The sequence below is a fragment of the Robertmurraya korlensis genome (assembly GCF_023715225.1).
In the GTDB taxonomy this organism is placed as follows: domain Bacteria; phylum Bacillota; class Bacilli; order Bacillales; family Cytobacillaceae; genus Robertmurraya_A.
On sequence record NZ_JAMBNS010000018.1, the window covers coordinates 1 to 23,921 of the forward strand.

19 protein-coding genes, 24 tRNA genes, 1 rRNA gene, 1 pseudogene and 1 riboswitch are annotated in these 23,921 nt (G+C 38.6%); of the genes and pseudogenes, 43 read left to right on the top strand and 2 right to left on the bottom strand.

Annotation, left to right across the window (positions count from 1 at the left end):
• Positions 1-11: 11 nt before the first annotated feature.
• From rrf to ganR, 37 genes and pseudogenes are all read left to right on the top strand, one after another.
• Positions 12-127, top strand: a 5S ribosomal RNA gene (rrf, locus tag M3175_RS22275).
• A 44-nt stretch (positions 128-171) separates the two neighbouring features.
• Positions 172-246: transfer RNA gene (locus tag M3175_RS22280), tRNA-Glu, on the top strand.
• A 36-nt stretch (positions 247-282) separates the two neighbouring features.
• Positions 283-355: transfer RNA gene (locus M3175_RS22285), tRNA-Val, on the top strand.
• Between the two features lie 44 nt (positions 356-399).
• Positions 400-475, top strand: a tRNA-Thr gene (locus tag M3175_RS22290).
• Positions 476-483: 8 nt separating this feature from the next.
• Positions 484-559: transfer RNA gene (locus M3175_RS22295), tRNA-Lys, on the top strand.
• A gap of 45 nt (positions 560-604) precedes the next feature.
• Positions 605-689 (top strand) — tRNA-Leu (locus tag M3175_RS22300).
• A 35-nt stretch (positions 690-724) separates the two neighbouring features.
• Positions 725-799, top strand: a tRNA-Gly gene (locus M3175_RS22305).
• A 12-nt stretch (positions 800-811) separates the two neighbouring features.
• Positions 812-900 (top strand) — tRNA-Leu (locus M3175_RS22310).
• Between the two features lie 79 nt (positions 901-979).
• Positions 980-1,056 (top strand) — tRNA-Arg (locus M3175_RS22315).
• 13 nt (positions 1,057-1,069) lie between these two features.
• Positions 1,070-1,146, top strand: a tRNA-Pro gene (locus tag M3175_RS22320).
• Positions 1,147-1,167: 21 nt separating this feature from the next.
• Positions 1,168-1,243 (top strand) — tRNA-Ala (locus tag M3175_RS22325).
• Positions 1,244-1,296: 53 nt separating this feature from the next.
• Positions 1,297-1,373, top strand: a tRNA-Met gene (locus M3175_RS22330).
• 7 nt (positions 1,374-1,380) lie between these two features.
• Positions 1,381-1,473: transfer RNA gene (locus M3175_RS22335), tRNA-Ser, on the top strand.
• A gap of 20 nt (positions 1,474-1,493) precedes the next feature.
• Positions 1,494-1,567, top strand: a tRNA-Met gene (locus tag M3175_RS22340).
• 43 nt (positions 1,568-1,610) lie between these two features.
• Positions 1,611-1,686: transfer RNA gene (locus M3175_RS22345), tRNA-Asp, on the top strand.
• Positions 1,687-1,692: 6 nt separating this feature from the next.
• Positions 1,693-1,768 (top strand) — tRNA-Phe (locus tag M3175_RS22350).
• A gap of 29 nt (positions 1,769-1,797) precedes the next feature.
• Positions 1,798-1,881: transfer RNA gene (locus tag M3175_RS22355), tRNA-Tyr, on the top strand.
• Positions 1,882-1,891: 10 nt separating this feature from the next.
• Positions 1,892-1,967: transfer RNA gene (locus M3175_RS22360), tRNA-His, on the top strand.
• An 18-nt stretch (positions 1,968-1,985) separates the two neighbouring features.
• Positions 1,986-2,057 (top strand) — tRNA-Gln (locus M3175_RS22365).
• A gap of 4 nt (positions 2,058-2,061) precedes the next feature.
• Positions 2,062-2,135: transfer RNA gene (locus M3175_RS22370), tRNA-Cys, on the top strand.
• A gap of 11 nt (positions 2,136-2,146) precedes the next feature.
• A tRNA-Gly gene (locus M3175_RS22375) sits at positions 2,147-2,220 on the top strand.
• A 5-nt stretch (positions 2,221-2,225) separates the two neighbouring features.
• A tRNA-Ile gene (locus M3175_RS22380) sits at positions 2,226-2,302 on the top strand.
• A gap of 36 nt (positions 2,303-2,338) precedes the next feature.
• Positions 2,339-2,413, top strand: a tRNA-Asn gene (locus M3175_RS22385).
• A 13-nt stretch (positions 2,414-2,426) separates the two neighbouring features.
• A tRNA-Ser gene (locus tag M3175_RS22390) sits at positions 2,427-2,517 on the top strand.
• 10 nt (positions 2,518-2,527) lie between these two features.
• Positions 2,528-2,601 (top strand) — tRNA-Arg (locus M3175_RS22395).
• 165 nt (positions 2,602-2,766) lie between these two features.
• Positions 2,767-3,156, top strand: coding sequence for a VOC family protein (locus M3175_RS22400; protein WP_251523821.1), 390 nt, complete (start codon positions 2,767-2,769; stop codon positions 3,154-3,156).
• A gap of 65 nt (positions 3,157-3,221) precedes the next feature.
• Positions 3,222-4,478, top strand: coding sequence for a SpoIID/LytB domain-containing protein (locus M3175_RS22405; RefSeq protein ID WP_251523710.1), 1,257 nt, complete (start codon positions 3,222-3,224; stop codon positions 4,476-4,478).
• 107 nt (positions 4,479-4,585) lie between these two features.
• On the top strand, positions 4,586-4,984 hold the full coding sequence (locus M3175_RS22410; protein ID WP_251523712.1) for a VOC family protein: 399 nt from the start codon (positions 4,586-4,588) through the stop codon (positions 4,982-4,984).
• Positions 4,985-5,013: 29 nt separating this feature from the next.
• Positions 5,014-5,667, top strand: a complete 654-nt coding sequence (locus M3175_RS22415) for a DUF1801 domain-containing protein (protein WP_251523713.1) — start codon at positions 5,014-5,016, stop codon at positions 5,665-5,667.
• Between the two features lie 33 nt (positions 5,668-5,700).
• Positions 5,701-6,408, top strand: a complete 708-nt coding sequence (locus M3175_RS22420) for a DNA alkylation repair protein (RefSeq protein ID WP_251523716.1) — start codon at positions 5,701-5,703, stop codon at positions 6,406-6,408.
• Positions 6,409-6,594: 186 nt separating this feature from the next.
• A riboswitch (SAM riboswitch) is annotated at positions 6,595-6,702 on the top strand.
• A 123-nt stretch (positions 6,703-6,825) separates the two neighbouring features.
• The gene (locus M3175_RS22425; protein WP_251523718.1) at positions 6,826-7,938 is read left to right on the top strand and encodes a sugar ABC transporter substrate-binding protein; all 1,113 of its coding nucleotides are present in this window, start codon (positions 6,826-6,828) and stop codon (positions 7,936-7,938) included.
• 68 nt (positions 7,939-8,006) lie between these two features.
• Positions 8,007-9,509, top strand: a complete 1,503-nt coding sequence (locus tag M3175_RS22430) for a sugar ABC transporter ATP-binding protein (protein WP_251523719.1) — start codon at positions 8,007-8,009, stop codon at positions 9,507-9,509.
• A gap of 1 nt (position 9,510) precedes the next feature.
• A complete protein-coding gene (locus M3175_RS22435) occupies positions 9,511-10,512 on the top strand; it encodes an ABC transporter permease (RefSeq protein ID WP_251523721.1) in 1,002 nt (333 codons plus the stop codon).
• 96 nt (positions 10,513-10,608) lie between these two features.
• Positions 10,609-10,878, top strand: coding sequence for a DUF6518 family protein (locus tag M3175_RS25210; protein WP_371321718.1), 270 nt, complete (start codon positions 10,609-10,611; stop codon positions 10,876-10,878).
• Positions 10,775-11,524, top strand: coding sequence for a hypothetical protein (locus M3175_RS22440; RefSeq protein WP_251523723.1), 750 nt, complete (start codon positions 10,775-10,777; stop codon positions 11,522-11,524). The genes M3175_RS25210 and M3175_RS22440 overlap by 104 nt, the downstream gene beginning before the upstream one ends.
• Positions 11,525-12,125: pseudogene (locus M3175_RS22445) on the top strand (transglutaminase-like domain-containing protein).
• A 275-nt stretch (positions 12,126-12,400) separates the two neighbouring features.
• Entirely contained in the window at positions 12,401-13,393 is a 993-nt protein-coding gene (gene ganR, locus M3175_RS22450; protein WP_251523725.1) for a galactan degradation operon transcriptional regulator GanR, read from the top strand.
• Between the two features lie 265 nt (positions 13,394-13,658).
• On the opposite strand, the gene M3175_RS22455 is transcribed toward ganR, so the two are convergent.
• Positions 13,659-14,426, bottom strand: coding sequence for a YibE/F family protein (locus M3175_RS22455; protein WP_251523727.1), 768 nt, complete (start codon positions 14,424-14,426; stop codon positions 13,659-13,661).
• Complete coding sequence (locus tag M3175_RS22460) at positions 14,423-15,562, bottom strand: YibE/F family protein (RefSeq protein WP_371321719.1); 1,140 nt, start codon at positions 15,560-15,562, stop codon at positions 14,423-14,425. The genes M3175_RS22455 and M3175_RS22460 overlap by 4 nt, the downstream gene beginning before the upstream one ends.
• A gap of 162 nt (positions 15,563-15,724) precedes the next feature.
• On the opposite strand from M3175_RS22460, the gene M3175_RS22465 reads away from it, so the two are divergent.
• The 6 genes from M3175_RS22465 to M3175_RS22490 all read left to right on the top strand — a co-directional run bounded on the left by M3175_RS22465 (position 15,725) and on the right by M3175_RS22490 (position 23,807).
• Positions 15,725-16,504 carry a Cof-type HAD-IIB family hydrolase gene (locus M3175_RS22465; protein WP_251523731.1) on the top strand — a complete coding sequence of 260 codons (780 nt, stop codon included), beginning with the start codon at positions 15,725-15,727 and terminating at the stop codon, positions 16,502-16,504.
• A gap of 128 nt (positions 16,505-16,632) precedes the next feature.
• Positions 16,633-18,000, top strand: a complete 1,368-nt coding sequence (locus M3175_RS22470; RefSeq protein ID WP_251523733.1) for a PepSY-associated TM helix domain-containing protein — start codon at positions 16,633-16,635, stop codon at positions 17,998-18,000.
• Positions 17,993-18,463 (top strand): FixH family protein, encoded by a 471-nt coding sequence (locus tag M3175_RS22475; RefSeq protein WP_251523735.1) that lies wholly within the window; start codon positions 17,993-17,995, stop codon positions 18,461-18,463. Before M3175_RS22470 ends, M3175_RS22475 begins: the two co-directional genes overlap by 8 nt.
• A 637-nt stretch (positions 18,464-19,100) precedes the next feature.
• Positions 19,101-20,879 carry a sensor histidine kinase gene (locus tag M3175_RS22480; RefSeq protein WP_251523738.1) on the top strand — a complete coding sequence of 593 codons (1,779 nt, stop codon included), beginning with the start codon at positions 19,101-19,103 and terminating at the stop codon, positions 20,877-20,879.
• A complete protein-coding gene (locus M3175_RS22485; RefSeq protein WP_251523740.1) occupies positions 20,873-22,477 on the top strand; it encodes a response regulator transcription factor in 1,605 nt (534 codons plus the stop codon). The genes M3175_RS22480 and M3175_RS22485 overlap by 7 nt, the downstream gene beginning before the upstream one ends.
• Before the next feature lie 4 nt (positions 22,478-22,481).
• Positions 22,482-23,807, top strand: a complete 1,326-nt coding sequence (locus tag M3175_RS22490) for an ABC transporter substrate-binding protein (protein ID WP_251523742.1) — start codon at positions 22,482-22,484, stop codon at positions 23,805-23,807.
• The last annotated feature ends 114 nt before the right edge of the window (positions 23,808-23,921 follow it).

The window sequence follows — 23,921 nt, forward strand, 5'->3', positions numbered from 1 at the left end:
AAATTTAAAAGTCTGGTGGCGATAGCGAAAAGGTCACACCCGTTCCCATACCGAACACGGAAGTTAAGCTTTTCAGCGCCAATGGTAGTTGAGGGTTTCCCTCTGTGAGAGTAGGACGTCGCCAGGCTTGTCCCTATTGGGACTATTATTTTTGTCCAAGATATATAGTAAGGCCCCTTGGTCAAGCGGTTAAGACACCGCCCTTTCACGGCGGTAACACGGGTTCGAATCCCGTAGGGGTCACCAAAGTTTTTTCATGAAAAGAAAATAACTTTCCATTTCGGAGGATTAGCTCAGCTGGGAGAGCACCTGCCTTACAAGCAGGGGGTCGGCGGTTCGATCCCGTCATCCTCCATCAAGACTATTTTTCACGAAACTGAAAAATAGTCTTCCTAATAAGCCGGCGTAGCTCAATTGGTAGAGCAACTGACTTGTAATCAGTAGGTTGGGGGTTCAAGTCCTCTCACCGGCACCACTTATACCGAGCCATTAGCTCAGTCGGTAGAGCATCTGACTTTTAATCAGAGGGTCGAAGGTTCGAGTCCTTCATGGCTCACCAAAGTTTTTTGCTTCAGCAAAATAACTTTCTATAAATTATCATTATGCGGGTGTGGCGGAATTGGCAGACGCACTAGACTTAGGATCTAGCGCCGCAAGGCGTGGGGGTTCGACTCCCTTCACCCGCACCAATGTTTTATACACTAGTAAAACAATTTTTCCAATTGCGGAAGTAGTTCAGTGGTAGAATACAACCTTGCCAAGGTTGGGGTCGCGGGTTCGAATCCCGTCTTCCGCTCCAAGAACTTCTTTTGCCGGGGTGGCGGAACTGGCAGACGCACAGGACTTAAAATCCTGCGGTAGGTGACTACCGTACCGGTTCGATTCCGGTCCTCGGCACCAAGGATTTTTACAAAGTAAAATATCCGCAAGCAAAATAGCTGTCTTTAACACTCTAATATAAGTAACATTAAAAAAATATGCGCCCGTAGCTCAATTGGATAGAGCGTCTGACTACGGATCAGAAGGTTATGGGTTCGACTCCTTTCGGGCGCGCCATATTAGATTTAATCGGGGAGTAGCTCAGCTTGGTAGAGCACTTGGTTTGGGACCAAGGGGTCGCAGGTTCGAATCCTGTCTTCCCGACCATGATACTACTATTCATTTAATGGGGCCTTAGCTCAGCTGGGAGAGCGCCTGCCTTGCACGCAGGAGGTCAGCGGTTCGATCCCGCTAGGCTCCACCAAAGTTTTTTACTAAATGTAGTGTAGTCAAAAAAATCTTCATTAAATTATTTTTGGCGGTGTAGCTCAGCTGGCTAGAGCGTACGGTTCATACCCGTGAGGTCGGGGGTTCGATCCCCTCCGCCGCTACCAAAGATACGGAGGTATACCCAAGTCCGGCTGAAGGGATCGGTCTTGAAAACCGACAGGCGGGTCAAACCGCGCGGGGGTTCGAATCCCTCTACCTCCTCCATTTTTTTAAATTAATATTGTCGCGGGGTGGAGCAGTCTGGTAGCTCGTCGGGCTCATAACCCGAAGGTCGCAGGTTCAAATCCTGTCCCCGCAATTTATGAAAGTTTTTTTTCAAGTTAACACTTGAAAAAAACTCTGGTCCCGTGGTGTAGCGGTTAACATGCCTGCCTGTCACGCAGGAGATCGCCGGTTCGATCCCGGTCGGGACCGCCATATTGTGGCTCAGTAGCTCAGTCGGTAGAGCAAAGGACTGAAAATCCTTGTGTCGGCGGTTCGATTCCGTCCTGAGCCACCATTAATTTTATTGCTCATTAATTTCAATACGGAGGGGTAGCGAAGTGGCTAAACGCGGCGGACTGTAAATCCGCTCCCTTGGGTTCGGCGGTTCGAATCCGTCCCCCTCCACCATATCGTAATGGCGGTTGTGGCGAAGTGGTTAACGCATCGGATTGTGGTTCCGACATTCGTGGGTTCGATTCCCATCAGTCGCCCCATTAAAATCATTTCTTCATTGGGCTATAGCCAAGCGGTAAGGCAACGGACTTTGACTCCGTCATGCGTTGGTTCGAATCCAGCTAGCCCAGTCATGGCAGCATAGCCAAGTGGTAAGGCAGAGGTCTGCAAAACCTTTATCCCCGGTTCAAATCCGGGTGCTGCCTCCAATTTTATATTCGCGGGTGTAGTTTAATGGTAAAACCTCAGCCTTCCAAGCTGATGTCGTGAGTTCGATTCTCATCACCCGCTCCAAATGGGGGCCTATAGCTCAGCTGGTTAGAGCGCACGCCTGATAAGCGTGAGGTCGATGGTTCGAGTCCATTTAGGCCCACCATATTTTTTTGAGATAACACAAATAATTTTTCAATGTTCCGCAGTAGCTCAGTGGTAGAGCAATCGGCTGTTAACCGATCGGTCGTAGGTTCGAGTCCTACCTGCGGAGCCATTTTTATGTCTTTGGGGAAGTACTCAAGAGGCTGAAGAGGCGCCCCTGCTAAGGGTGTAGGTCGGGTAACCGGCGCGAGGGTTCAAATCCCTCCTTCTCCGCCACTCTATATATGCGCCTTTAGCTCAGCTGGATAGAGCATACGCCTTCTAAGCGTACGGTCAGAGGTTCGAATCCTCTAAGGCGCGTAAAATAAACAAGAGAAAAAACGCTATTAAGCGTTTTTTTTTTGCTTTTTTATCCAGTCAACCTAGAAGAGTAGCAGGTGAGTGGATGGTTTGAACTCACTTCCATAAAGGAGATTTTTTGAGTAAGATTTAAATAAAACATTAGAATAGAAAGAAGTGAACATTTTGATTAAATATAAAAGTCTTCATCATGTAAGTCTTACTGTTACAAATTTGGAAAGAGCAAAAGATTTCTATGGGAAAGTTTTATGTTTAAATGAAATACCACGTCCAGATTTCGATTTTTCCGGTGCCTGGTATGAAATAGAGGGACAGCAACTCCACATAATCGTTGATCCCTTTTCACAGACCATTCGTCAGGATAAAAGCTTATCCAGTAGAGAAGGTCACTTTGCCCTTAGAGTCGAGAACTACTATGACACTCTTACATGGCTAAAACAGAATAACGTTGAACTGCTTGAAAAACCATACGGAAAAAGTGGATTTGCGCAAATTTTCTGCGCTGATCCGGATGGTAATTTAGTTGAACTAAATGTAAATCAAAAAGAATTATAAAAGTATCTCTCCATAGGAATAAGGCCTGAGGAATAATCAGTATAAACATAATAAATAATATGGTTATGAAAACACTAATTCTGATGATTTCCACAGTTTTTTTACTAATCTTCGCTGATGAAGTGCAAGCGGAAGAGATGATCTCTGTGAGATTAAGAAATTATATTGGAGACACCTCTAAATTACCTTTCCACATAAAAGGTGCTTATTCAACGTTAGATCCAGCATTGATGTTAAAAGAAGGGGCTGAATATACACTTTCGATTAAAAGCGGAAAAATGTATCTTACTTATGATGGGTCAACAACGGAAATAGATCATCCGTTTATTTTATATCCATATGCTAATGATGAAAAGCATCTAATTTACATTGATGGAAGGCCTTATATGGGTGCGGTAGAGTTCAAAATAGAAGAAAAAAACATTAGACCTGTTAATCAAATTCTATTAGAGGATTACTTAAAGGGTGTTGTCCCATATGAAGTGTTTCCCGAATGGAATATAGAGGCTTTAAAAGCACAAACATTGGCTGCTCGTACGTATACAATCACCCATAAGACTCCCGAACTTGACGACACCATCCAATATCAAGTTTACGGAGGATACAATGAATATAGTAATACAAAGAGGGCTGTAACTGATACTAAAGGAGAAATCATTACGTTTCAAAATAAGCCCATAAGTGCTTTTTATTCTGCAAGTAATGGTGGGTTAACAGAAAGTAATAAAAATGTATGGGGTGGCAAACCAAGCCCATATTTTCCAATCAAACAAGATCCTTATGATCCCATTCAACCCTGGGATTTTACATTACATAAAACACAAATAGATTTGGATGACATCAGCACGAAGGGTTGGAACGAGTTAAAGGAGAAAGATAGTAAAATCACCGTTGCAATAAAAAAATGGCTTAATCGAAATGGGTATGAAGGTGCTATAAAAGTTTTAAGTATTCCTTATTTTGAAGTCGATAATATTAAAAATGAATCACAAAGATCAATGAAAGGCTCAATCCAAATCGAATTCATGAGAAGGTTGATTGATGGCACCATTTTATTCGAGGAAATTTCAATGGATCATGTTGAATTAAAAAAAATACGACCTATGATAGGTGGAAACGATTTTAGAAGTTATCTAATAAGTTCGTTTGAAATGACGCCAACTTCTTATAAAGTAAGTGGCAAAGGCCACGGTCATGGCGTTGGTATGAGTCAATGGGGAGCAAATGAAATGGCAGAGAAGGGGAAAACCTACAAAGAAATTTTAGGGCACTATTATCCTGGAACTGAAGTTAAAGTCACCAAAACCTTTTCAGATAATTAAAATGATGATATCTTTCAGGTATCATCATTTTTTGCGACTACAATAATAAAAAATTAAACTAGACTGAAGATAAAAAATTACCCTACTATCTCAAGGAGTTGAATTTAATGGGAAAAGTTACACCATTCTTAATGTTTCAAGATGGCAAAGCGGAAGAAGCGATGAATTATTACATATCAATCATTGAGGATTCAGCAATTACAAATATTGTCCGCTATGGAGCAAATGAAGCTGGAGATGAAGGAACGGTAATGCAGGCAACTTTTTCTTTAAAAGGGCAGGAATTTATGTGTATAGATAGTAATTTAAAGCATCAGTTTACATTTACTCCATCCTTTTCAATTTTTGTTACATGTGAGACTGAAGAAGAAATTAACAACGTTTATCAGAAACTGATCGAGGGCGGACAAGCACTTATGCCAATTGGTGACTATGGTTTTAGTCAAAGGTTTGGTTGGCTAAATGATCGATTTGGTGTGTCATGGCAACTAAATCTTCCTTCGTGAAGAATCTTTAATAATGGGGAGGGAACAACATGGCAGTTGGTGGTCTGAATCCAAAGGTTGATGATTATTTAAGTAAAGCTAAAAAATGGAGGGAAGAATCTGAGAGGTTGAGACATATTATTCTTGACTGTGATCTGACCGAAGAATATAAATGGATGCATCCTTGTTATACGTTTGAGAAGAAAAATGTCGTATTAATACATGGATTTAAAGAATATTGTGCACTTCTGTTTCATAAAGGTGCCTTATTAAAGGATCCCCATGGAATTCTTGTTCAACAAACCGAGAATGTACAAGCGGCACGCCAGATTCGGTTCACTCATCTTCAGGAAATAATTGAACTAGAACCTATTTTAAAAGAATATATTCTTGAAGCCATTGAAGTTGAAAAAGCCGGTTTAGAAGTAACTTATAAAAAGGATACAGAATTCATTATTCCAGAAGAGCTTCAAGATAAATTCGATGAATCACCAGATTTAAAAACTGCTTTTGAGGCATTGACACCGGGACGGCAAAGGGCATATATTCTTTATTTTTCTCAACCAAAGCAATCCAAAACTCGAGTGTCAAGGGTTGAAAATAGTATGGAGAGAATTCTCAGTGGAAAGGGATTAAAGGATTGTACCTGTGGACTATCTCAAAAAATGCCCACCTGTGACGGCTCGCATAAGAACATACGATAAGAAAAATAAAAATAAGGAAGGTTGTACAAAGCTATGGATTTCGAAACAGTGATGCAAGAGCTTGAAGCCCTCGGTAAAGAACGGACGAAAAAAATGTACATAACCAATGGTGCACATGAGCCACTTTTTGGCGTGGCAACAGGTGCTATGAAACCAATCGCAAAGAAAATAAAAATAAATCAAGATCTAGCTGAGGAGCTTTATGCCACAGGTAATTACGATGCAATGTACTTTGCAGGCATTATTGCAGACCCAAAAGCTATGACTGAATCAGATTATGAACGTTGGATAGATGGAGCGTATTTTTATATGCTATCTGATTATGTGGTGGCAGTTACTTTATCTGAGTCGAATATTGCACAAGAAGTTGCTGATAAATGGATTGCGAGCGGTGACGAGTTGAAAATGTCAGCTGGGTGGAGTTGCTACTGCTGGCTTTTAGGGAATCGCAAAGACAAAGAATTTTCCGAAAGTAAAATTTCCAATATGCTTGATATGGTGAAAAATTCGATTCATGATTCGCCTGAACGAACCAAATCTGCTATGAATAATTTTGTATACACCGTGGCGATTTCCTATTTGCCGCAACATGAAAAGGCAGTTGAGGTCTCAAAAGAAATAGGAATCGTAGAAGTCAAACGAGATAGTAAAAAAAGTAGTTTACTAAACGCTTATGAAAGTATTCAAAAAGAAATGGTTAGAGGGAAGCTTGGTTTTAAACGCAAATATGTAAGATGTTAAAAAATAGCTTCGTATCGGGCTGTTGACCGAAGAATGATATACACTCAAATAAAGAAAATAATACATATATATTATTTCTGGAATAATACCCCTATTAAAAATATTTAGAAAATACTATTGACAATTTGTTAATAGAATATTAAATTAAGTTTTATACTTTATTAAAGTAAATGAATAAAATACGTTCTCTTATCAAGAGTGGCAGAGGGACTGGCCCGATGACGCCCAGCAACCGTTCCGAATGGAATTGGTGCTAAATCCTGCAAAACAAGAAATTGTTTTGAGAGATAAGAGAGGAGTAGTCCTTATTTTGTGATGAAACCTCTCTTTTCTGGAGAGGTTTTTTATTTTTTATAAAAACTCTCCTAAGAGCAACGTTGGTAAGAACACATAGAAAACAAAAAGGGGAGAAAAAACATGAAGAAGAACTTTTTTAGAAGTACATTTGTATCAGCAATCGCTGCAACACTGTTGCTTACAGGTTGTGCATCAGGAGGAGAAACGAAGGAAGCAACAGGATCGAACACACCGATTGAAGGTGTACCTGAACGTTTTGCAAATGGGGACCAGCCGAAAATTAAAGTAATTCGTAAAATTGGTGGCGACGATCACACCGCTCAATTCTTAGCAGGTGCAAAGCAAGAAGGGGAAGCATTAGGATTTCAAGTGGATATATTTACTGCAAATGGAGATACAGCGAAATTTCATGATGCGATTAACCAAGCATTAAATCAAGATTATGATGGATTTGTTATTTCTCACGGTGATGATGATGCTACTGTGAATGACATACAGAAAATTGTTGACGCAGGAAAGAGCGTAGTCGCATTTGACTCGAATGCAAATTTAACTAGTGTTGACGGTGTTACTCTTGTATCACAAGATGATGAAGCGTTAGCTACTCTATCATTGGAACAATTAGTAAAGGAAACGAAAGGGGAAGCCAATATTGCATACCTATGGGTGGACGGATTCCCGCCAATGGTTAGACGAAATAAAGTTTATGAAGAGGTTTTAGCAAATAATCCTGGAATTAAAGAAGTGGAGCGCTTTGGGGTAGCTGCAGCTGATACGAGTGTGCAAACCCAAAATGCCGTTGCTGCAATGTTAAATAAATACCCTAAGGGTGAACTCGATGCAATTTTTGCAACATGGGATGCTTTTGCCATCGGTGCAGCTCGCGCGTTAAAGGAAGCTGGCAGAGAAGAAGTTAAAATCTATGGAATCGATGTTTCAAATGCTGATTTGCAGGAAATCCAAAGAGAAGGTAGCGCTTGGAGATATACAGCAGCTGTTGATCCTAAGTTGATAGGTTCAGTAAATATGAGAATACTCGCAAAGAAATTAGCAGGTGAGGAAACTCCACAAACGTATGATTTGGAAGCTTCACTTATCTCTCAAGAAGACCTTCAAAAATCAAAAGATCCTGTTAATATGGTCAATCTAACTGAAATCATTGAAGGATGGGGCCAATCAACGGAATTTGAAGAAGACTGGATGAAGAAGCTGAAGGAACACTATAAGAAGTAAGGGACTTATTATAGACACTCTCTTTTCAAAAGACAAAGAGAGTGTTTCTTTGAAAGGAAGGTGACATCATGACCACTTTAAAGATGAAGAATGTTTCAATTGAATTTCCAGGTGTAAAAGCATTAAATATGGTTGATTTTTCAGTTGAAAGTGGAAAAACACACGCCTTGATTGGAGCCAATGGTGCTGGTAAATCAACGCTTATGAAGGTTCTTTCAGGGGCATATGACCACTATACTGGTGAAATCTCAATGGATGGACAACCTATGACCATTCGTTCCCCAAAAAGTGCTATGGATTCAGGAATTCAAATTGTATATCAGGAAGTGGATACAGCTCTGATTCCATACTTAACGGTTGGTGAAAATATCATGTTAATGGACACAGTACATAACATGGGAAAGAAGCAATGGGTCAATTGGAAAAACCTCCATTCGAAGGCGGCCGCCATCTTATCGGAAATGAATGTGACTCTTCCTACTAAAAAGCTAGTAAGTGAATTAACATTAGCAGAAAAACAAATGGTCTTAATCGCCAGAGCAGTGTCGAAGGATTGTAGGTTCCTCATCTTGGATGAGCCGACAGCCCCTCTTAGCCATACAGAAACAAGTGAATTATTTCGTATAGTACAAGAATTAAAGAGACGTGATGTTGGAATTATTTTCATATCGCACCGACTTCCAGAGATTTTTGACATTTGTGATGATATTACGATTATGAGAAATGGGGAAGTAGTCGAGACACAGAGCATTTCGGATACCGACCAAAACAAAGTAGTGGAGTATATGCTTGGGCAAAAACTCGGTGAACAGTTTCCTCAAAAGTCAATGACCATGGGAAATACAGTTCTAGAGGTAAAAGGACTTACAGATAAAGAGAAGATTAAAGATTTAAGCATATACGTCAGAGCAGGAGAAATTGTGGGAATCGCCGGGCTTGTAGGTGCCGGTAAGACTGAGTTCTGTAAAGCCTTGTTCGGGGCTGGAGGAAAACTATTGGCAGGAGAAGTCAAGATTAACGGAAAAAGGGTTAGCGTTAAAAATCCGTTTGAAGCGGTTAAGAATGGACTTGCCTTGGTTCCTGAAGAGCGCCGAAAAGAAGGTATACTTGTATATGAATCAGTTGAATCAAATTTAACTGTAGCAAATTTAGGTCTTTTTTCAAAAGAATTAAGTTTCCTAGATCGAAAAAAAGAAAAGTTAGTAGCAAAAGCAGTAATCAATCGTCTTGGAATAAAGACACCTTCTGAAGAAACAAAGGTTCAGAATCTTTCTGGCGGTAATCAACAAAAGGTTGCAATTGGCAAGTGGTTGGTAGCCGAGGCTGATGTCTATATTTTTGATGAACCGACCAAAGGTGTAGACGTTGGTGCAAAAAAGGATATTTTTAATCTTATTGCCGAGTTGGCTAGCCGTGGAAAGGCTATTATTTATGCATCATCTGAAGCTTCAGAGATCATAGGAATTACTAACCGAGTCTATTGTCTATATGACGGAAAATCAGTGAAGGAACTAGAAACAAACTCTACAAATGAAGAAGAACTATTATTCTATTCAACAGGGGGAAGGTAAGATGGAGGCAAACATAACAGCAAAGAAACAGACCCCGGCAAAAACGTCATTTGATCTTTTCCAATTTTTTTATAAATATGGAACGATAATTACGATCATTGCACTTATTATCATATTTTCATTGGCCAATCCAGCTTTTATCCAGGGAAATAATATTGTAAATATCCTGCGTTCCATTTCAATTGTAACCATCATAGCAATCGGAATTACCATCAGTTTAACCGTTGATGGCTTCGACCTCTCGGTTGGATCGGTGGCATCTTTATCGAACGCAATCGTTATTTCCATGTTCGTCTGGTTTTCACAAAACACCTTTGTGGCTATTATCTCAGCGATTGCAGCAGCGTTAATTGTAGGAATATTGAACTCCATTATGATTGTGAAAATGCGGATACCTGATATGTTAATGACGCTTGCAACCATGTTCATTATTCAAGGGACGGCATTGACCTATACAAAGGGAGCGACTGTTTCACAAAACATGGTGTTGCCTGATGGAACGATGGCAGAAGGTCTAATAAGTCCGTTTTTTTCGAAAATCGGTCAGGTGCCATGGATTATTCTCATCATGGTCGTTGTTGTTTTGGTCGTTCATATCTTTTTAACGTATACGAAACATGGAAGATACATGTATGTGATCGGGGGAAATAAGGAAGCAGCAAGACTATCAGGTATTCCGGTTAATAAATACAAAGTGGCCGCCTACCTACTTTCGGCGCTTTTTGCAGCGATTGGCGGGATTGTCTTAGCTTCACGGGTTATGACATCTGAAATCAACTCAGGTGCACCTTACTTAATGGATTCTGTAGCAGCTGCCTTTATCGGATTTTCCGTTTTAGGTGCTGGTAAGCCAAATGCATTCGGAACCTTTGTAGGTGCGGTGTTGATCGGGATTTTAGCAAACGGCCTCGTGATGATGTCTGTACCTTATTACGCAATGGACATCGTAAAAGGAACGGTCTTAGCATTTGCACTAGCAATCACATATTATAAACAAAAATAGTTGAAGAGGGCCTATTCGATGTGATAGGTCTATTTTTTTTCGTAAATAAGGGGTAATATCCAAATACAGTCCGTTCCATCAAATAGTGAAACTGGAATGTTTTTTGCCATCATTAGTGATATTACGACTAGTATAGGTGTATGGGTTGTTTTAGCAACTCTCATTTCTGTATGGAGTAAAAATCCCGAATATGCAGCTCTAAAAGTACTCGCATTTTTTGTAGGAATGTTGTTAGCTTACTATATTTATTCACATGTGTTGTTTGGATTTTTCCCAATCTATTATTTTATACGTTGGGGTGTTATTGCGCTTGTTTCTCCTTTTTGCGCTTACATATTTAAGTACAAAAACAAAACAAGGAAATAAGTTTCAGTTTTTCATAAGTTATACTGCAGCACTACTTCTTATGGGGATTCTTGGATATAGCTATCTTAATGATTTAACTGGTGATTCTCAAGATATAAATAATCAGCAAAGTACAGTAAATGCAACTTTAGAAACCGAAGCAAGTGTAAGTGAAACTGTATTTGATACAAAACCTTCAAATGAAGATGTAACAGTAACATTTTCGGTAACTGAACAAGATCTTATAGAAAATATGGATGGTATTAAAGCACTTATTATATCGAGCAATGCCTTTATACCACTAGAAACTATTAACAATCTAGCAGTCGTAAAGAGTGAACCTAAAGTAGAAGCCACTAAAACATCTGATAGCGTTATATTGGGGAAAGCAACTTTTCCTATTGATGAGGGAGAACCTATTATTCTAATGACAAAAGAGAATAAGTATGGCTCTATACAAGACGCTATTGAGTCTATAAGTTCGGTATTCCCTAATTCAAAAAAACTATCTATTTCGGGTAGAGATGCAATTTTATATGAAACCAATGGTAACTCGGAAGTTCTTATAATTGAAGAGAAATTCGTATATTCCATTAGTGGAGGGAATGATAGTTCAGTTTTAACTAGCATTGCTGAACAAATAGTATTTTCTGGAATAAATAATTAGATGATCTTCTATAAAACAGATTTAAATAACTATTTGAAAGAATTGGACGAAGTCAATTTTTCTCATCCTTTAATAAAGGAAATTGTTAGTGAATTGTTTAATGAGGAACAAACAGAGCTCGAAAAGGTTAAGACAGCTTTCGAATTTGTTAGAGACAATATATCTCATTCTTGGGACATTCAAAGTACAAAAGTTACCTGTAAAGCTTCTGAGGTACTTCAGTACAAAGAAGGTATTTGCTACGCAAAATCAAATTTATTGGCTGCTTTACTAAGGTCACAAGGTATCCCAACGGGCTTTTGCTAAGCGACTAATGATATTCGATTCACCTGATAAAGGGTATTGCCTACATACACTGAATGGTGTATACCTTAGCTCTTTAAATAAATGGATTCGATTAGATGCCCGTGGAAACAAACCAGGTGTTCAAGCCGAATTTTCAACCAACGAAGAAATCTTAGCGTTTTCAATTCAGGAAAAATTCGATGAGAAGGATTATCCAATTATATATCTTGAACCTAATCCAAAAACTATTGCTGCTTTAAAAAAGAATACAGATGCGTTAGAAATGTATAGATACCATCTGCCTGATCGTTTATAAATCCTTTATAGTAATGATTGGCCAGTTCAATTAACGGAAGCTGGTCCTAACGTATTATAAGAGATCCATTAATAATGAAATTATAGATGTGGGAGTTGATCCAAAAAGGATTAACTCCTTTTTTTATAGAATACTGCCCAGTTCCATATTTTTATCATTGTAAAAAGAGTTAATTTTAAAATAAAATTTTTCCCTCTAATTAGTAAAAAAATTTACTTGTTAGGGTGGTGGTTGGATCGTATAATATTGGTATGGATAATTGGAGGTAATTGACAATGGCGACAATTAAAGATATTGCAGAACAGGCGGGTTTTTCGATTTCTACGGTTTCCCGTGTGTTGAATAATGATGAGAGCCTTTCTGTACCAGATGAAACCCGTGAGAAAATATATGAGGTAGCTGAGAAGCTTAACTATAGAAGAAAAACAGTTCGACAGTTAGTGAATAATATAGCCTTCTTGTATTGGCTGACAGACCAGGAGGAACTCGAAGACGTTTACTTTAAAACAATGAGGATCGAATTAGAAAAGTGGGCGAAGAAGTTTAATGTAGAGCTTACCACGTACAAAATTGCAGATGGAATAGCGAAAATCCCTGATACGATCAAGGGTTTTATAGCGGTGGGTTCTTTTACAGAGAAAGAATTAACTCGTCTTAGAAGCATTACCCCAAATGGAGTTTTTATTGATACGACACCAGACTCTGTTCACTATGATTCCGTTCGGCCGGACCTTTCTGAAATGACGAAAAGAGCAGTGGATTTCTTTATTGAAAAGGGGCATAGTAGAATCGGCTTTATTGGGGGGACGTATCATAATCCTAATACAGGGCTTGAAGAAATGGATATTCGAGAGAGAACATTTCGTAGCTATATGGCTGAGAAGGGTCATTTGAATGATCGTTATGTATTCTGCCGGAGAGGCTTTTCCGTGGATAACGGGTATAATCTTATGAGAAATGCCATTGATACTTTAGGAGATGAATTGCCTACTGCTTTTTATATAGCGGCTGATCCGATCGCTGTTGGATGTTTACAGGCTTTAAATGAAAATGGAATTGCGATACCAGGGCGAGTCAACCTCATTAGCATAAACAATATTAGTATCGCAAAGTATGTTTCTCCACCTCTTACGACTTTTCATATAGATTTAATGGAGTTATGTAAAAATGCAGTACAGTTATTGCTTGAAAGAGTGGTAGAAAAACGTAAAATTGTTAAAACACTATACCTTGGTTCGGAACTAGTGGTTAGAAAAAGCACGGAATAATAATTGATTATTAGTAAAATATTATTTTTTTTCTAGTAAAAACGTTTCTGTTTATATAAAGAAGCGTTTTTTGAGATTTCCTTTTATACAATTATATGGATTTAAACAAAGATATGGCATTTTGTAGTCTGAATGCAGAGGTTATTCAGACAGGACAAAAAAGAAATGGCCTTTGGGAGTCCGAATCTGATACCTGAGCCTTTTGATGATCTTATCATTGATGTAAAGAAAGAAGGATTGTGTGTCCATTGGCACACAATCCTTTTTATTGAGACTTTTCTCTCGTTTTATCCAAATAGTAAGCAGTGATCCAGGAGGTAATCGGAATAATTAGGGCAACGCCTATTCCGGCGCAAAGGATGGTGATCATTTCGGAACTGAATATTTTTGAATTGACAATGTCTCCTAGTGAGTAAGATAGGTCTTTAAACCATATAAGCATAGCTAAGTATCCGCCAAAAAAGGCGAAAAATAAGGTGTTTGTATTGGTTCCAAGTATATCTCTGCCAATACTGATTCCAAATGAAAATAAATCCTTCCTACTCACCTGCAGATTATGATTGTAGAGCTCACGCATAGGAGAAGCGATGGAAATGGCCACATCGATAATGGCTCCTATCGTACTCATAATGATCATAGCAGCACCTATTTTTACAAAGTCGACTCCTAAATAAAGAGAAAACATGCTGAGTTCTTCGGTTTCCTCTTCTCCAAATCCTTGAATCATTGATATTTCAGTGACAATCACTATGAAAAATAGCAAAATAGCCAGGGTGATGATAGTAGAAACAAAGGCAGTGATCGTTTTATTGTTTACTTCATTGATAAAAAAGAGATTAATACAACTAATGATCGTACAGGCAATTAAGGTTAGAATAATTGGGTTTGCGGTTGGGTCTGTCATGATAAGGACGGTCAACAGTAGGACAGCAAAGTTTAAAAATAAGGCAATAAAAGACTTTGCTCCCTTTTTTCCTCCAATCCATATCATTAAGAGAAATAAAATTGCTGCTAGGCAGAATAGTGCATTCATGATTTTGCCCTCTTTCGATTTACAAAAAAGATCGATATATATAGCCCAATCGGAATCGTTAACACAATGCCGATTCCACCAGCTAGGGCCCGAGCTAATTCCAATGAAAGATTCATGGAAAGGGTGTATCCTAGTGGAGAACCGTTTTTCATATATAAAATAAGCATCGGAATAGAACCACTGATATACGCAAAGAACAAGATATTAGTCATCGTTCCCATCACATCTTTCCCAATTTCCATGCCAGAAGTTGTAAGAGCTTTTATAGATATATGATTGTTTTTTTCGTACAACCCAAAGATAGAAGATGACATCGTAATGGCTACATCCATCACAGCACCTAGAGAACCTACTAATACGCCCGCCATAAATACCGTTTGTGGAGGACGAGTTAGAAACTGCATTTCTTCGTAACGAAGGCCTTCTTCAGAAGTTATCCACAGAACGAGATATGCAATGAATAGAGAAACAAAGGTAGCTAAAAGGGTTGCTATAATGGCTGCATAGGTTTTCTCATTAAAACCGTTTACGAGTAACAGGGAGATGGCAGTAAATAATATCGCACTGATACTGCAAGCGACTATCAAGCTGATGGCAGATGTTTTTAAATACATATCTAAGGCATACGAAAGGAGAACGGCATTGACTCCTAAACTGACAATCGAAAACAACCCCTGTTTTTTTCCAACGATAAGCAAAGTAAAGATAAACATCCATGCTACGATTAGCAAGTATTTATCGCGTTTTACGTTTTTGATGCTTCCCGTTAATACTCCTTCTTCATTGGTATTGGCATCTATCCAAACAAACAGTTCGTTTCCAACATGATATTCTTGGTCATACGCCCCTGAAGCGGAATATTGGTTCGTTAAATGAATTTGCTCTCCCTTTTTATCTCCATTTTTTATTTCTGCAACCATTTGTTGTGTGTATAGTTGATCTTTATTATTATGCATGTCAGTTACTTTGTTGGTCTCTACTAGCGTGGTCTTCAGGACCTTCGCTATAGGGCGTTCATAGAATGAATAATTGTTATTTACAAAAATAATAGAAGCTACGAAACAAAAAGCTAGTAGTACGTATAACAATATTTGTTTTTTAGTCAATTTTTTAAAAGGGTTAAGTATAAAATTCAAGTTAAACCTCCAACTATCGGAATGGACTCAGTGTAAAACAATGGCCTAAAAATAACAAGAAAATAAGAGAACCGTCAAGTCATCTCTCTATAGGCTTTGGTTGTAAAAACATGACAAACTGATAAAATAGAACAATAATCTACATGGAAAGTTGGAGAGTGAATGACAAATCGAAGTGTGATTTTTTTTGATATCGACGGAACCTTACTGACCCATAATAAAGAGTTACCTGCCTCAACAAAAGATGCAATTTTCACATTGAAAGAACTAGGTCATGAGGTAGCGATTGCTACAGGAAGAGCTCCTTTTATGTTTGAAGATTTGAGAAAAGAGTTGGATATCCATACATATGTAAGCTATAACGGTCAGTATGTTGTGTTAAATGGAAACGTCCTATATACGAATCCATTACATATTGAGTCACTCGAAAAACTAACCGCGGCTGCTCTTGAGAATGATCATCCCGTTGTGTTTATGGATCATGAAGATATGAGAGCCAATGTACCAGAGCATGACTATATTAAGCAAAGCATCGATACGTTAAAAATTGATCGTTTCCCAACACATGATCCACATTATTACAAAGGTCGTGAATTGTATCAAACGCTACTTTTCTGTACAGAAGGGGAGGAAAAGCAATACGCGGAGCAATATGATGCGTTTGATTTTGTCCGATGGCATCCAGTTTCCCTAGACATCGTGCCAAAGGGTGGCTCCAAAGCAAAGGGAATAGAAAAAATTGTAGATGCGCTCGGGTTTCCAGCTGAAAGCCAATATGCTTTTGGAGATGGACTCAATGATTTGGAGATGCTCTCTACAGTGAAAAACAGCGTGGCCATGGGAAATGCAGAGGAACAAGTGAAAGAGGTAGCTCAATTCGTTACCAAGTCAGTTGAAGAAGATGGTATTCTCCACGGACTAAAAATGGTGGGGCTTCTATAGGAGTAAAAGGGATGGAATCTATGTAGATTCTATCTCTTTTTTTTATTAATTTCATACTTATATCACAATTGAACGGTACACTTGGTGACGGTAATAAATATGACATTGTTCAAAAAGGAGATATGTAAGTGGAAACGGTTCTAAACACTACAACTAAATCAGATGCACAACAAAAATCATCTCTTTATCGAGCTGTGTGGAGATGGCATTTCTACGCCGGGATTATTGTTGCGCCTTTCTTAATTATCCTTGCCGTTACGGGTTCTATCTATTTATTTAAGCCACAGATAGAACAAGTGTTATATCAAGATTTATTCGAGGTTACGCCACAAGGTGAAAAAATCCCGGCATCACAACAGATAGAAGAAGTAAAAATGCTATACCATGACGCAGTGATTACTAAATATCGCCCAGGAGAAAATGCTACACGTTCGAGTGAAGTAAGTCTAACGGTAAACGATCAATCATTAACCGTCTTTATCGATCCGTATACGGGAAAGTCTATAGGAGAATTAAATAGTGATGATCGAGTCATGGATAAAATAGAAGAATTTCACGGTGAACTAATGATGGGAACACTTGGAGATAGAATAGTAGAATTAGCTGCATGCTGGACCATTGTATTGATGGTTACGGGTCTGTATTTATGGCTTCCAAGGAAGAAACCGAATATGTCAGGTGTCCTTTATATGAGATGGAATAAAGGGAGAAGTATTTTAGCAAGGGACCTGCATGCTGTTCCTGCCTTTTGGATAACGGCAGGAATGCTATTTTTGGTGATGACGGGGCTCCCTTGGTCTGGTTTTTGGGGAACTCAATTTCAAATGATCGCTACCAACTCTGGGGCAGGATATCCCCCTTCTGTTTGGGTAGGGAATTCACCTGTCTCAACCGTTACAAAAGATATTGCGGAGGTTCCTTGGGCAGCTGAAACACTAGATGTTCCGGTTTCTAAAGTACAAGGTTTCATCCCCTTATCAATCGATGATGTGGTTCAGATTGCAAACCGTGAAGGAGTACACCCGAGTTATACAGTATTTCTTCCAAAAGAACCAACAGGAGTGTACACCCTTTCCGCTTTTCCACCAAAAGCTGAAGATGAGATCACGATGCATATTGATCAATATTCGGGTGCTGTGTTAACAGACTATCGATTTGATCATTATGGTTTTATCGGACAAGTTGTTGCGTTAGGGATTACCTTGCATAAAGGAACACAATTTGGGTTTATCAATCAGTTGGCTAGTCTTCTTATTTGCCTAGGTATTATTCTTGTTGCCGTTAGTGGATTTTATTTATGGTTAAAGCGGAAACCGAAAAAAAGTATGGGTGCACCGAAATCGACGAGCATCAAAAACATGAAGCTATTTCTAGTGGTGTTAGCAGGTTTGGGCATTCTGTTTCCTTTGGTTGGTTTGTCCCTGATTGTCATTTTCCTGATGGATGTGTTATTGATTAAAAGAATCCCATTCTTGAAGAGGTTTTTATATGCATAATATGAAAAATGTATTTTTAATCGCAATCATCGGTTTGTTACTTGGAGGTTGTTCCCTGAAAGAAGATGCGGTTGAGTTATATTTGCAAGAACAACCAATTCATGCAGAAGTTGTTCTACCTGAAACCATAATGAGTGAGGAACAAGTGCCAATAAAGGTCATTCTTACTCAAGATGGAAAAAAAGTCGAAGAGGTAGATACGGTGGAATTTGAAATGTGGAAACATGATGACGACATCCATGCTACGGTTGAACAACCGGATAAACTAGAAGAAGGAATTTATGGATTAAACAAAACGTTTGAAAGTGACGGACTTTATTATATTAAAATTCATGCAAGTAAGGGAAGGGCAATCATCATGCCACAGTTCCAGGTCGTTGTTGGCGAGCTTTCTAAGAGTGAGTTGGAATTCTTGCAAAAAGACGTTCGTGAAAAAGAAGAAGGCCACGATCACCATCATTGAGATATGGTAAAACCATGTTGAATAATTTGATTCATGCATCTAGGATCAAAAGGGTCCTCACTTATCTGTTGGGGGATCAGGTTATGTACCCGAGCTGATAAATATACGGAAAAATTCCGCTTAATTAATAAATACGATAATAAATAGCTCAAATAGACGGAGAAATTCCGACTATTGACTCGAAAAACGTGAAAATGGGGAGATTTTGCTATCCATAAACGGAAAATCTCCCCTTATTTACCCCGAAACAAGCTCCATTCTGCATATAACCGGAAAAACTCCGCTTATTTTGCATGAAATGTTGGTATTTCCCAAAATAAACGGAATTTTTCTGTTTATATTTCGTACTTAGTGAAATCAATGTTCTATTATCAACTATAGAGTGCAAAATAATGTAAAAAATGCTTGGAGACACAATGTTCCAAGCATTTTTGCTTATCAAATTGCCTGTTAATTTAAGTGTGAATGACTGATTGAATAGCAAGGTTAGTTCTAATTTTGTACTTCAAAACCGAACTACTTATTATGGTACGGAGGTCCTTTTTCTTTTTAAGTTCCTATGTTCCAAAATACGACGATATGCTAAATTGGGTATAAGAAGTATCTGTAAGGGTTTACTTGCATGAGGAGGTGAGAAATGTTTTTTTCATTACGAAATCGTCTATTTTTGGTTTTCACCTGTTTGTTAACTATTCCGTTTGTTGTCTTCTCCTTCTTGGTTCCAAGTTGGTTTTCTTCTGTGATTGAAGAACAGACGCAGGATTTAACTGTGGAGATGATGGATCAATATTCGTTGTACATCCAATCGATTACCACTCAGGCTGAGGATTTAGGAAAACAAATTCTCGTCAATCCAACGACTTTGCAGTGGATGAAGACAGATAAGGTTTCATCGGATGTGACGAAAAATCAAAGATTATTAATCAGGAATCAAATGAAAAGTCTTCTTGCTTCGATGACGGTTAATAACTCAAATGGAATGTCCGTCGGGGTCATGCTCAATGATGGCACAGGTGCATGGGGAAACAACCCCCTTTTAAAGCAGGAAAGCTGGTATAAAGAGTATATGAGGGATGGAAATTCGTTTGTCTCTTCCCATAATGACCCTTATCAACCTACTCCAGGGAATATTAATAGTTATATATCCCCGTTAATAGATATGAATACACTTGCGTCCTATGGCATCATCAAGGTGAATTTTCCAACTGAATTGCTTGAGACGGCTTTAAATAAAAATAAGATCGGACAAAAGGGACATGCCTATTTGTTAAACAAACGAGGAGAGAATGTTTTAACAGGAGAAATTCATACCCCGAAACCGGTGCTATCGACTAGCTTAACAAAAATCAACAAAAGTAAAGAGAATAATGGATTAATAGAAGTAAAGTTGAACAGTGAAACTTACTTCGTGTTTTATCAGAAATTATCTGTTGGTGGCTGGATTTTACTAAGCGAAGTAACGGAGTCAGACTTATTTTCAAAGGCGAATGACCTGCGTCATCGCATGCTTACAATCTCAGGATTCGTTTTCTTACTTACCATCTTGGCATCTTATATGCTTTCATCCAATATTGTCAGTCCATTAGGGAAGCTGGCAAAAGCAATGGGATTTATCGAAAGAGGAGATTTTGCCGGTGCTAAGCGGTTTATGCCCACGATTAAATCGCAAAACAATGAAGTTGGTTATCTAGTAAATGTATTTGGACATACAGTCGATCAGCTGAAAAATAGAATTGAGACTGAATATGAGGCTAATATTCGGAGGAAAGACGCAGAATACAAAGCCTTGTTGCTACAGATCAACCCTCATTTTATGAATAATACACTTGAAATCATTGGTGGCTTGGCTGCTCAAGGGAAAAATAGAGAAGTAATGAATGTTAGCGTTTATTTAGGACGAATGATGAGGTACTCCTTGAATACTCAAAATGATGTGGTCACTTTAGGAGAAGAAATGAGCTATATTCGTAGTTATACCAATATTTTGAAAATGAGATATATGGATACCATTTCTATTACGATAGAGGAAGATAGCTTGGCTAAACATCTTCCAATCATTAAATTTATCCTCCAACCACTAGTGGAAAATGCTGTGAAATATAGTTTTAGCGAGAAAAGTTATGCTGATATTTTCATCCAAACAAAATGGATTGATGACCAATTACTATTAGTGGTTGAAGATAAAGGTGTAGGAATGTCAGATGATGTATTAATGGATCTTCTTCATCAGGAAGATGCACAAGAATCAACAGGTGTTTTACAAAGTAAGGGAACGAGTATTGGTCTTAGAAATGTACTTGGTCGTTTAAAGCTTTATTACGGTGAGGACTTTTCTTACCAAATGGACTCTACCAAAGGGATAGGGACAAAAATCCAGCTGCACATTAAGTATAGTGGAGGTGACCCGAGATGTTGAAGGTACTTATCACAGATGATGAAAAACAAGTACGTATGGGACTTCGAATGAAGATTGATTGGGAAGAAGAGGGATTTGAAATCATTGGAGAAGCATCTAATGGAAAAGAAGCCTTGGAATGGTTACGAACGATGAAAATTGACCTTGTCATCACAGATATGAGAATGCCTATTATGGATGGTCTTGAATTTGCTCAACGCTGTTTTGAAGAATTTCCACAGGTGAAAGTGGTCGTACTATCCGGGTACTCTGATTTTGAATACGTCAGAGGTTCCATGCAGAAGGGAGTAAAGGATTATTTATTAAAACCTGTTGCACCAGACGAACTAGAAGAAACCTTACGAAAAATTCGTAAAGAAACGGAAGAAGAGAAGAAAAAGCAGGCAGAAGCAGCCCAAATGAAACATCTCGCCATGACACGCCTCCAAGAAGTACAAGAACAATATCTGCTTTATTTAGTAAAGGAAGAGTGGACGGAGTCATCCATGGTAAAAGAAAGACTTCGACAACTTCATTTAGAGGATATGGCAAGTGAAAGCAGAGAATTCCGTTTTATAACAATCGAAATCAGGAATAAAAACGAGCAAGCCAATCGTTTAAAAGAACTATGGCTTCCGTTTCAAATGATGTGTAAAGAAATCGCATATGATGAAAAGGGATTGTATCCGTTTTATGATCCTAGTTATGCAAATATGATTCATTTCTTACAGGTTGTAGACAAAGAACAGAATACGCATTCTGATTTAGTCAAAAATATTCAGCAGAATGTACAAAATCTACTTCATCTAGAGACAGTGATAGGCTTGGGCGTTGTGGTAAGAGGAGTTGCTAATCTGAAAAATGGCTATATTTCTAGTTTGCTAGCTTGGAGCAAAAGTCAATTAGGTTCTCGATCTCAAATTTGTGATGCGTCCCATTTGCAGGAAGACGATTTTGAATTTTCTTCAGATAAGGAAAGAAAATTGATCAATGCGGTTGAAACGGCCAATTTTGGGTTGTTTAAGGAGAATTTAGATACTCTTTTAGGAAGAAACGAAGCTCAGTCCATTATGGCCTTCTCCTTTCTCTCGAACCGGGTATTATTTTTATTAGGGTCAGCTGCCCGTAAATATGATTTGGAAACAAGAGATGTACAAAGCATGATGTGGAGTTGCCAGCAAAGTATTTGGGAATTGAATTCCTTTCCTAAAGTGATTGAACAGCTTACGGAGTTAGGGCAATTAATTATTGAAAAAGTTAGAACGGCCCGATTTTCTAATGGAAAATTGATCATTGAGGGTGTTCGTCAGTACTTAGATCAGCATTATGCCAATGAAATCTCTCTAACCTTTCTATCAGAAATGTTTCATATTAATAGCGCCCATTTGTCAGAAACCTTTAAACATCAAGTGGGACAAAATTTCAGCGATTATCTCCTGAATGTAAGAATGGAAAAAGCAAAGGAATTCTTGAAGGACAAGCAGCTTAAGATTATTGATGTGGCTAATTTGGTTGGTTATTCGAACTCTGGATATTTTAGTACGGTTTTTAAAAAGCATTATCAGCAAACACCAGTTGATTTTCGTCAGTCATACGAAGAAAAATTAGGAAGGATATGAACAGATGAAAAAACGGATGTTTTTCATTCTATCTTTCATTCTTTTTCTCTGCCTGTTGATAGTTGGTCTTACCCTTTTTCAACCATCTAGGAAAGAAGAGGCAGAGACAAAACCAAAAGCTGAGCAAAAAACGGTGCTTACGTTTTGGAGAAACAGAGGAAATGATGCAGAAAATAAAGCTTATGAAGAATTAGTTTCATCATTTGAAAAGGCGAATCCGGATATCAACATTAAGATGAAAACCATTCCTTACAGCGACTATGAAGTGAGACTCCGGACAGAAATCGCAACGGGCACACCTCCTGATATTATGGCGATAGATAGTCCGACACTTGCTCTTTATGCTAATGCGGGATCACTTTTATCAATAGATCATTTTATGAAAAGTGAGGGAAGTATTGAGGACTTCCCAACGTCCACTTTAAGAGGACTAAGTTATAATGATCAAATCTATCTTGCTCCCATTGCAGAATCGAGCATTGCTCTATTTTATAATAAGCATGTTCTTAAAGAGGCTGGGGTACCCTTCCCATCATCCAATCCAAATGAACCATTAACTTGGGACGAAGTGATCGAGATTGCCAAAAAAGTAACCAATACGGAAAAAGGAATATTCGGCATTGATCCTGGCCAAGGATTTGGAGAAGGAGAAGCACCTGCCTACTTTAAAATGCCTTTCTTGTGGCAGTTTGGAGCCGATGTGTTGAGTCCTGATGCATCAACAGCGAGTGGATATTTGGATTCAGAGAAGTCAATTGAGGCTCTGCAATTATTCCAGGATTTCTACCACAAGCAAGGGGTGGCTTCAGTAGAAATGGGAACAGATGACTTTATAAAAGGAAAGCTTGCGATGACCGTATTAGGATCGTGGACTATTAAGGACTTTGAAAGAAATGCAGATTTTACTATTGGCGAGGATTTTGGAGTAGCTCCATTACCGAAGGGGGCATACCAGGTGGCTCCCAATGGAGGGTGGGCGCTAGGTATTTCATCGCAATCCAAATATCCGAACGAAGCGTGGAAGTTTATTAAGTACGTGACTGGATATGAGGGAATGAAGAAATACGTCACGATTACAAGTGATCTGCCAGCAAGATACTCCGTAGTCAAAGATATTCCGGAACTTAATCAATATCCGTTAAATATTTTTATCGAGCAAACGCTAAGGCATTCGCACAACCGTCCAGTTACTCCAGCATACCCTGTCGTAAGCAATGCGATTCGAGTTTTATTTGAAGACATCGGTCTCGGAGGGAAGGATGTTCATACCTCTGCCAAAGAGGCTGTTGAAAAGATTAATGCAGGGATACAGGAATTTCAGAAACCTTAAAGGATAGATCCTCTAGCTATATATGCTAGGGGTTTTTTTATTTTTGAAAACGATTCCATATGCCGAAAATTTTAAACATGGAATTCCGAAGAACTCAAAATATCGACTTTCCTC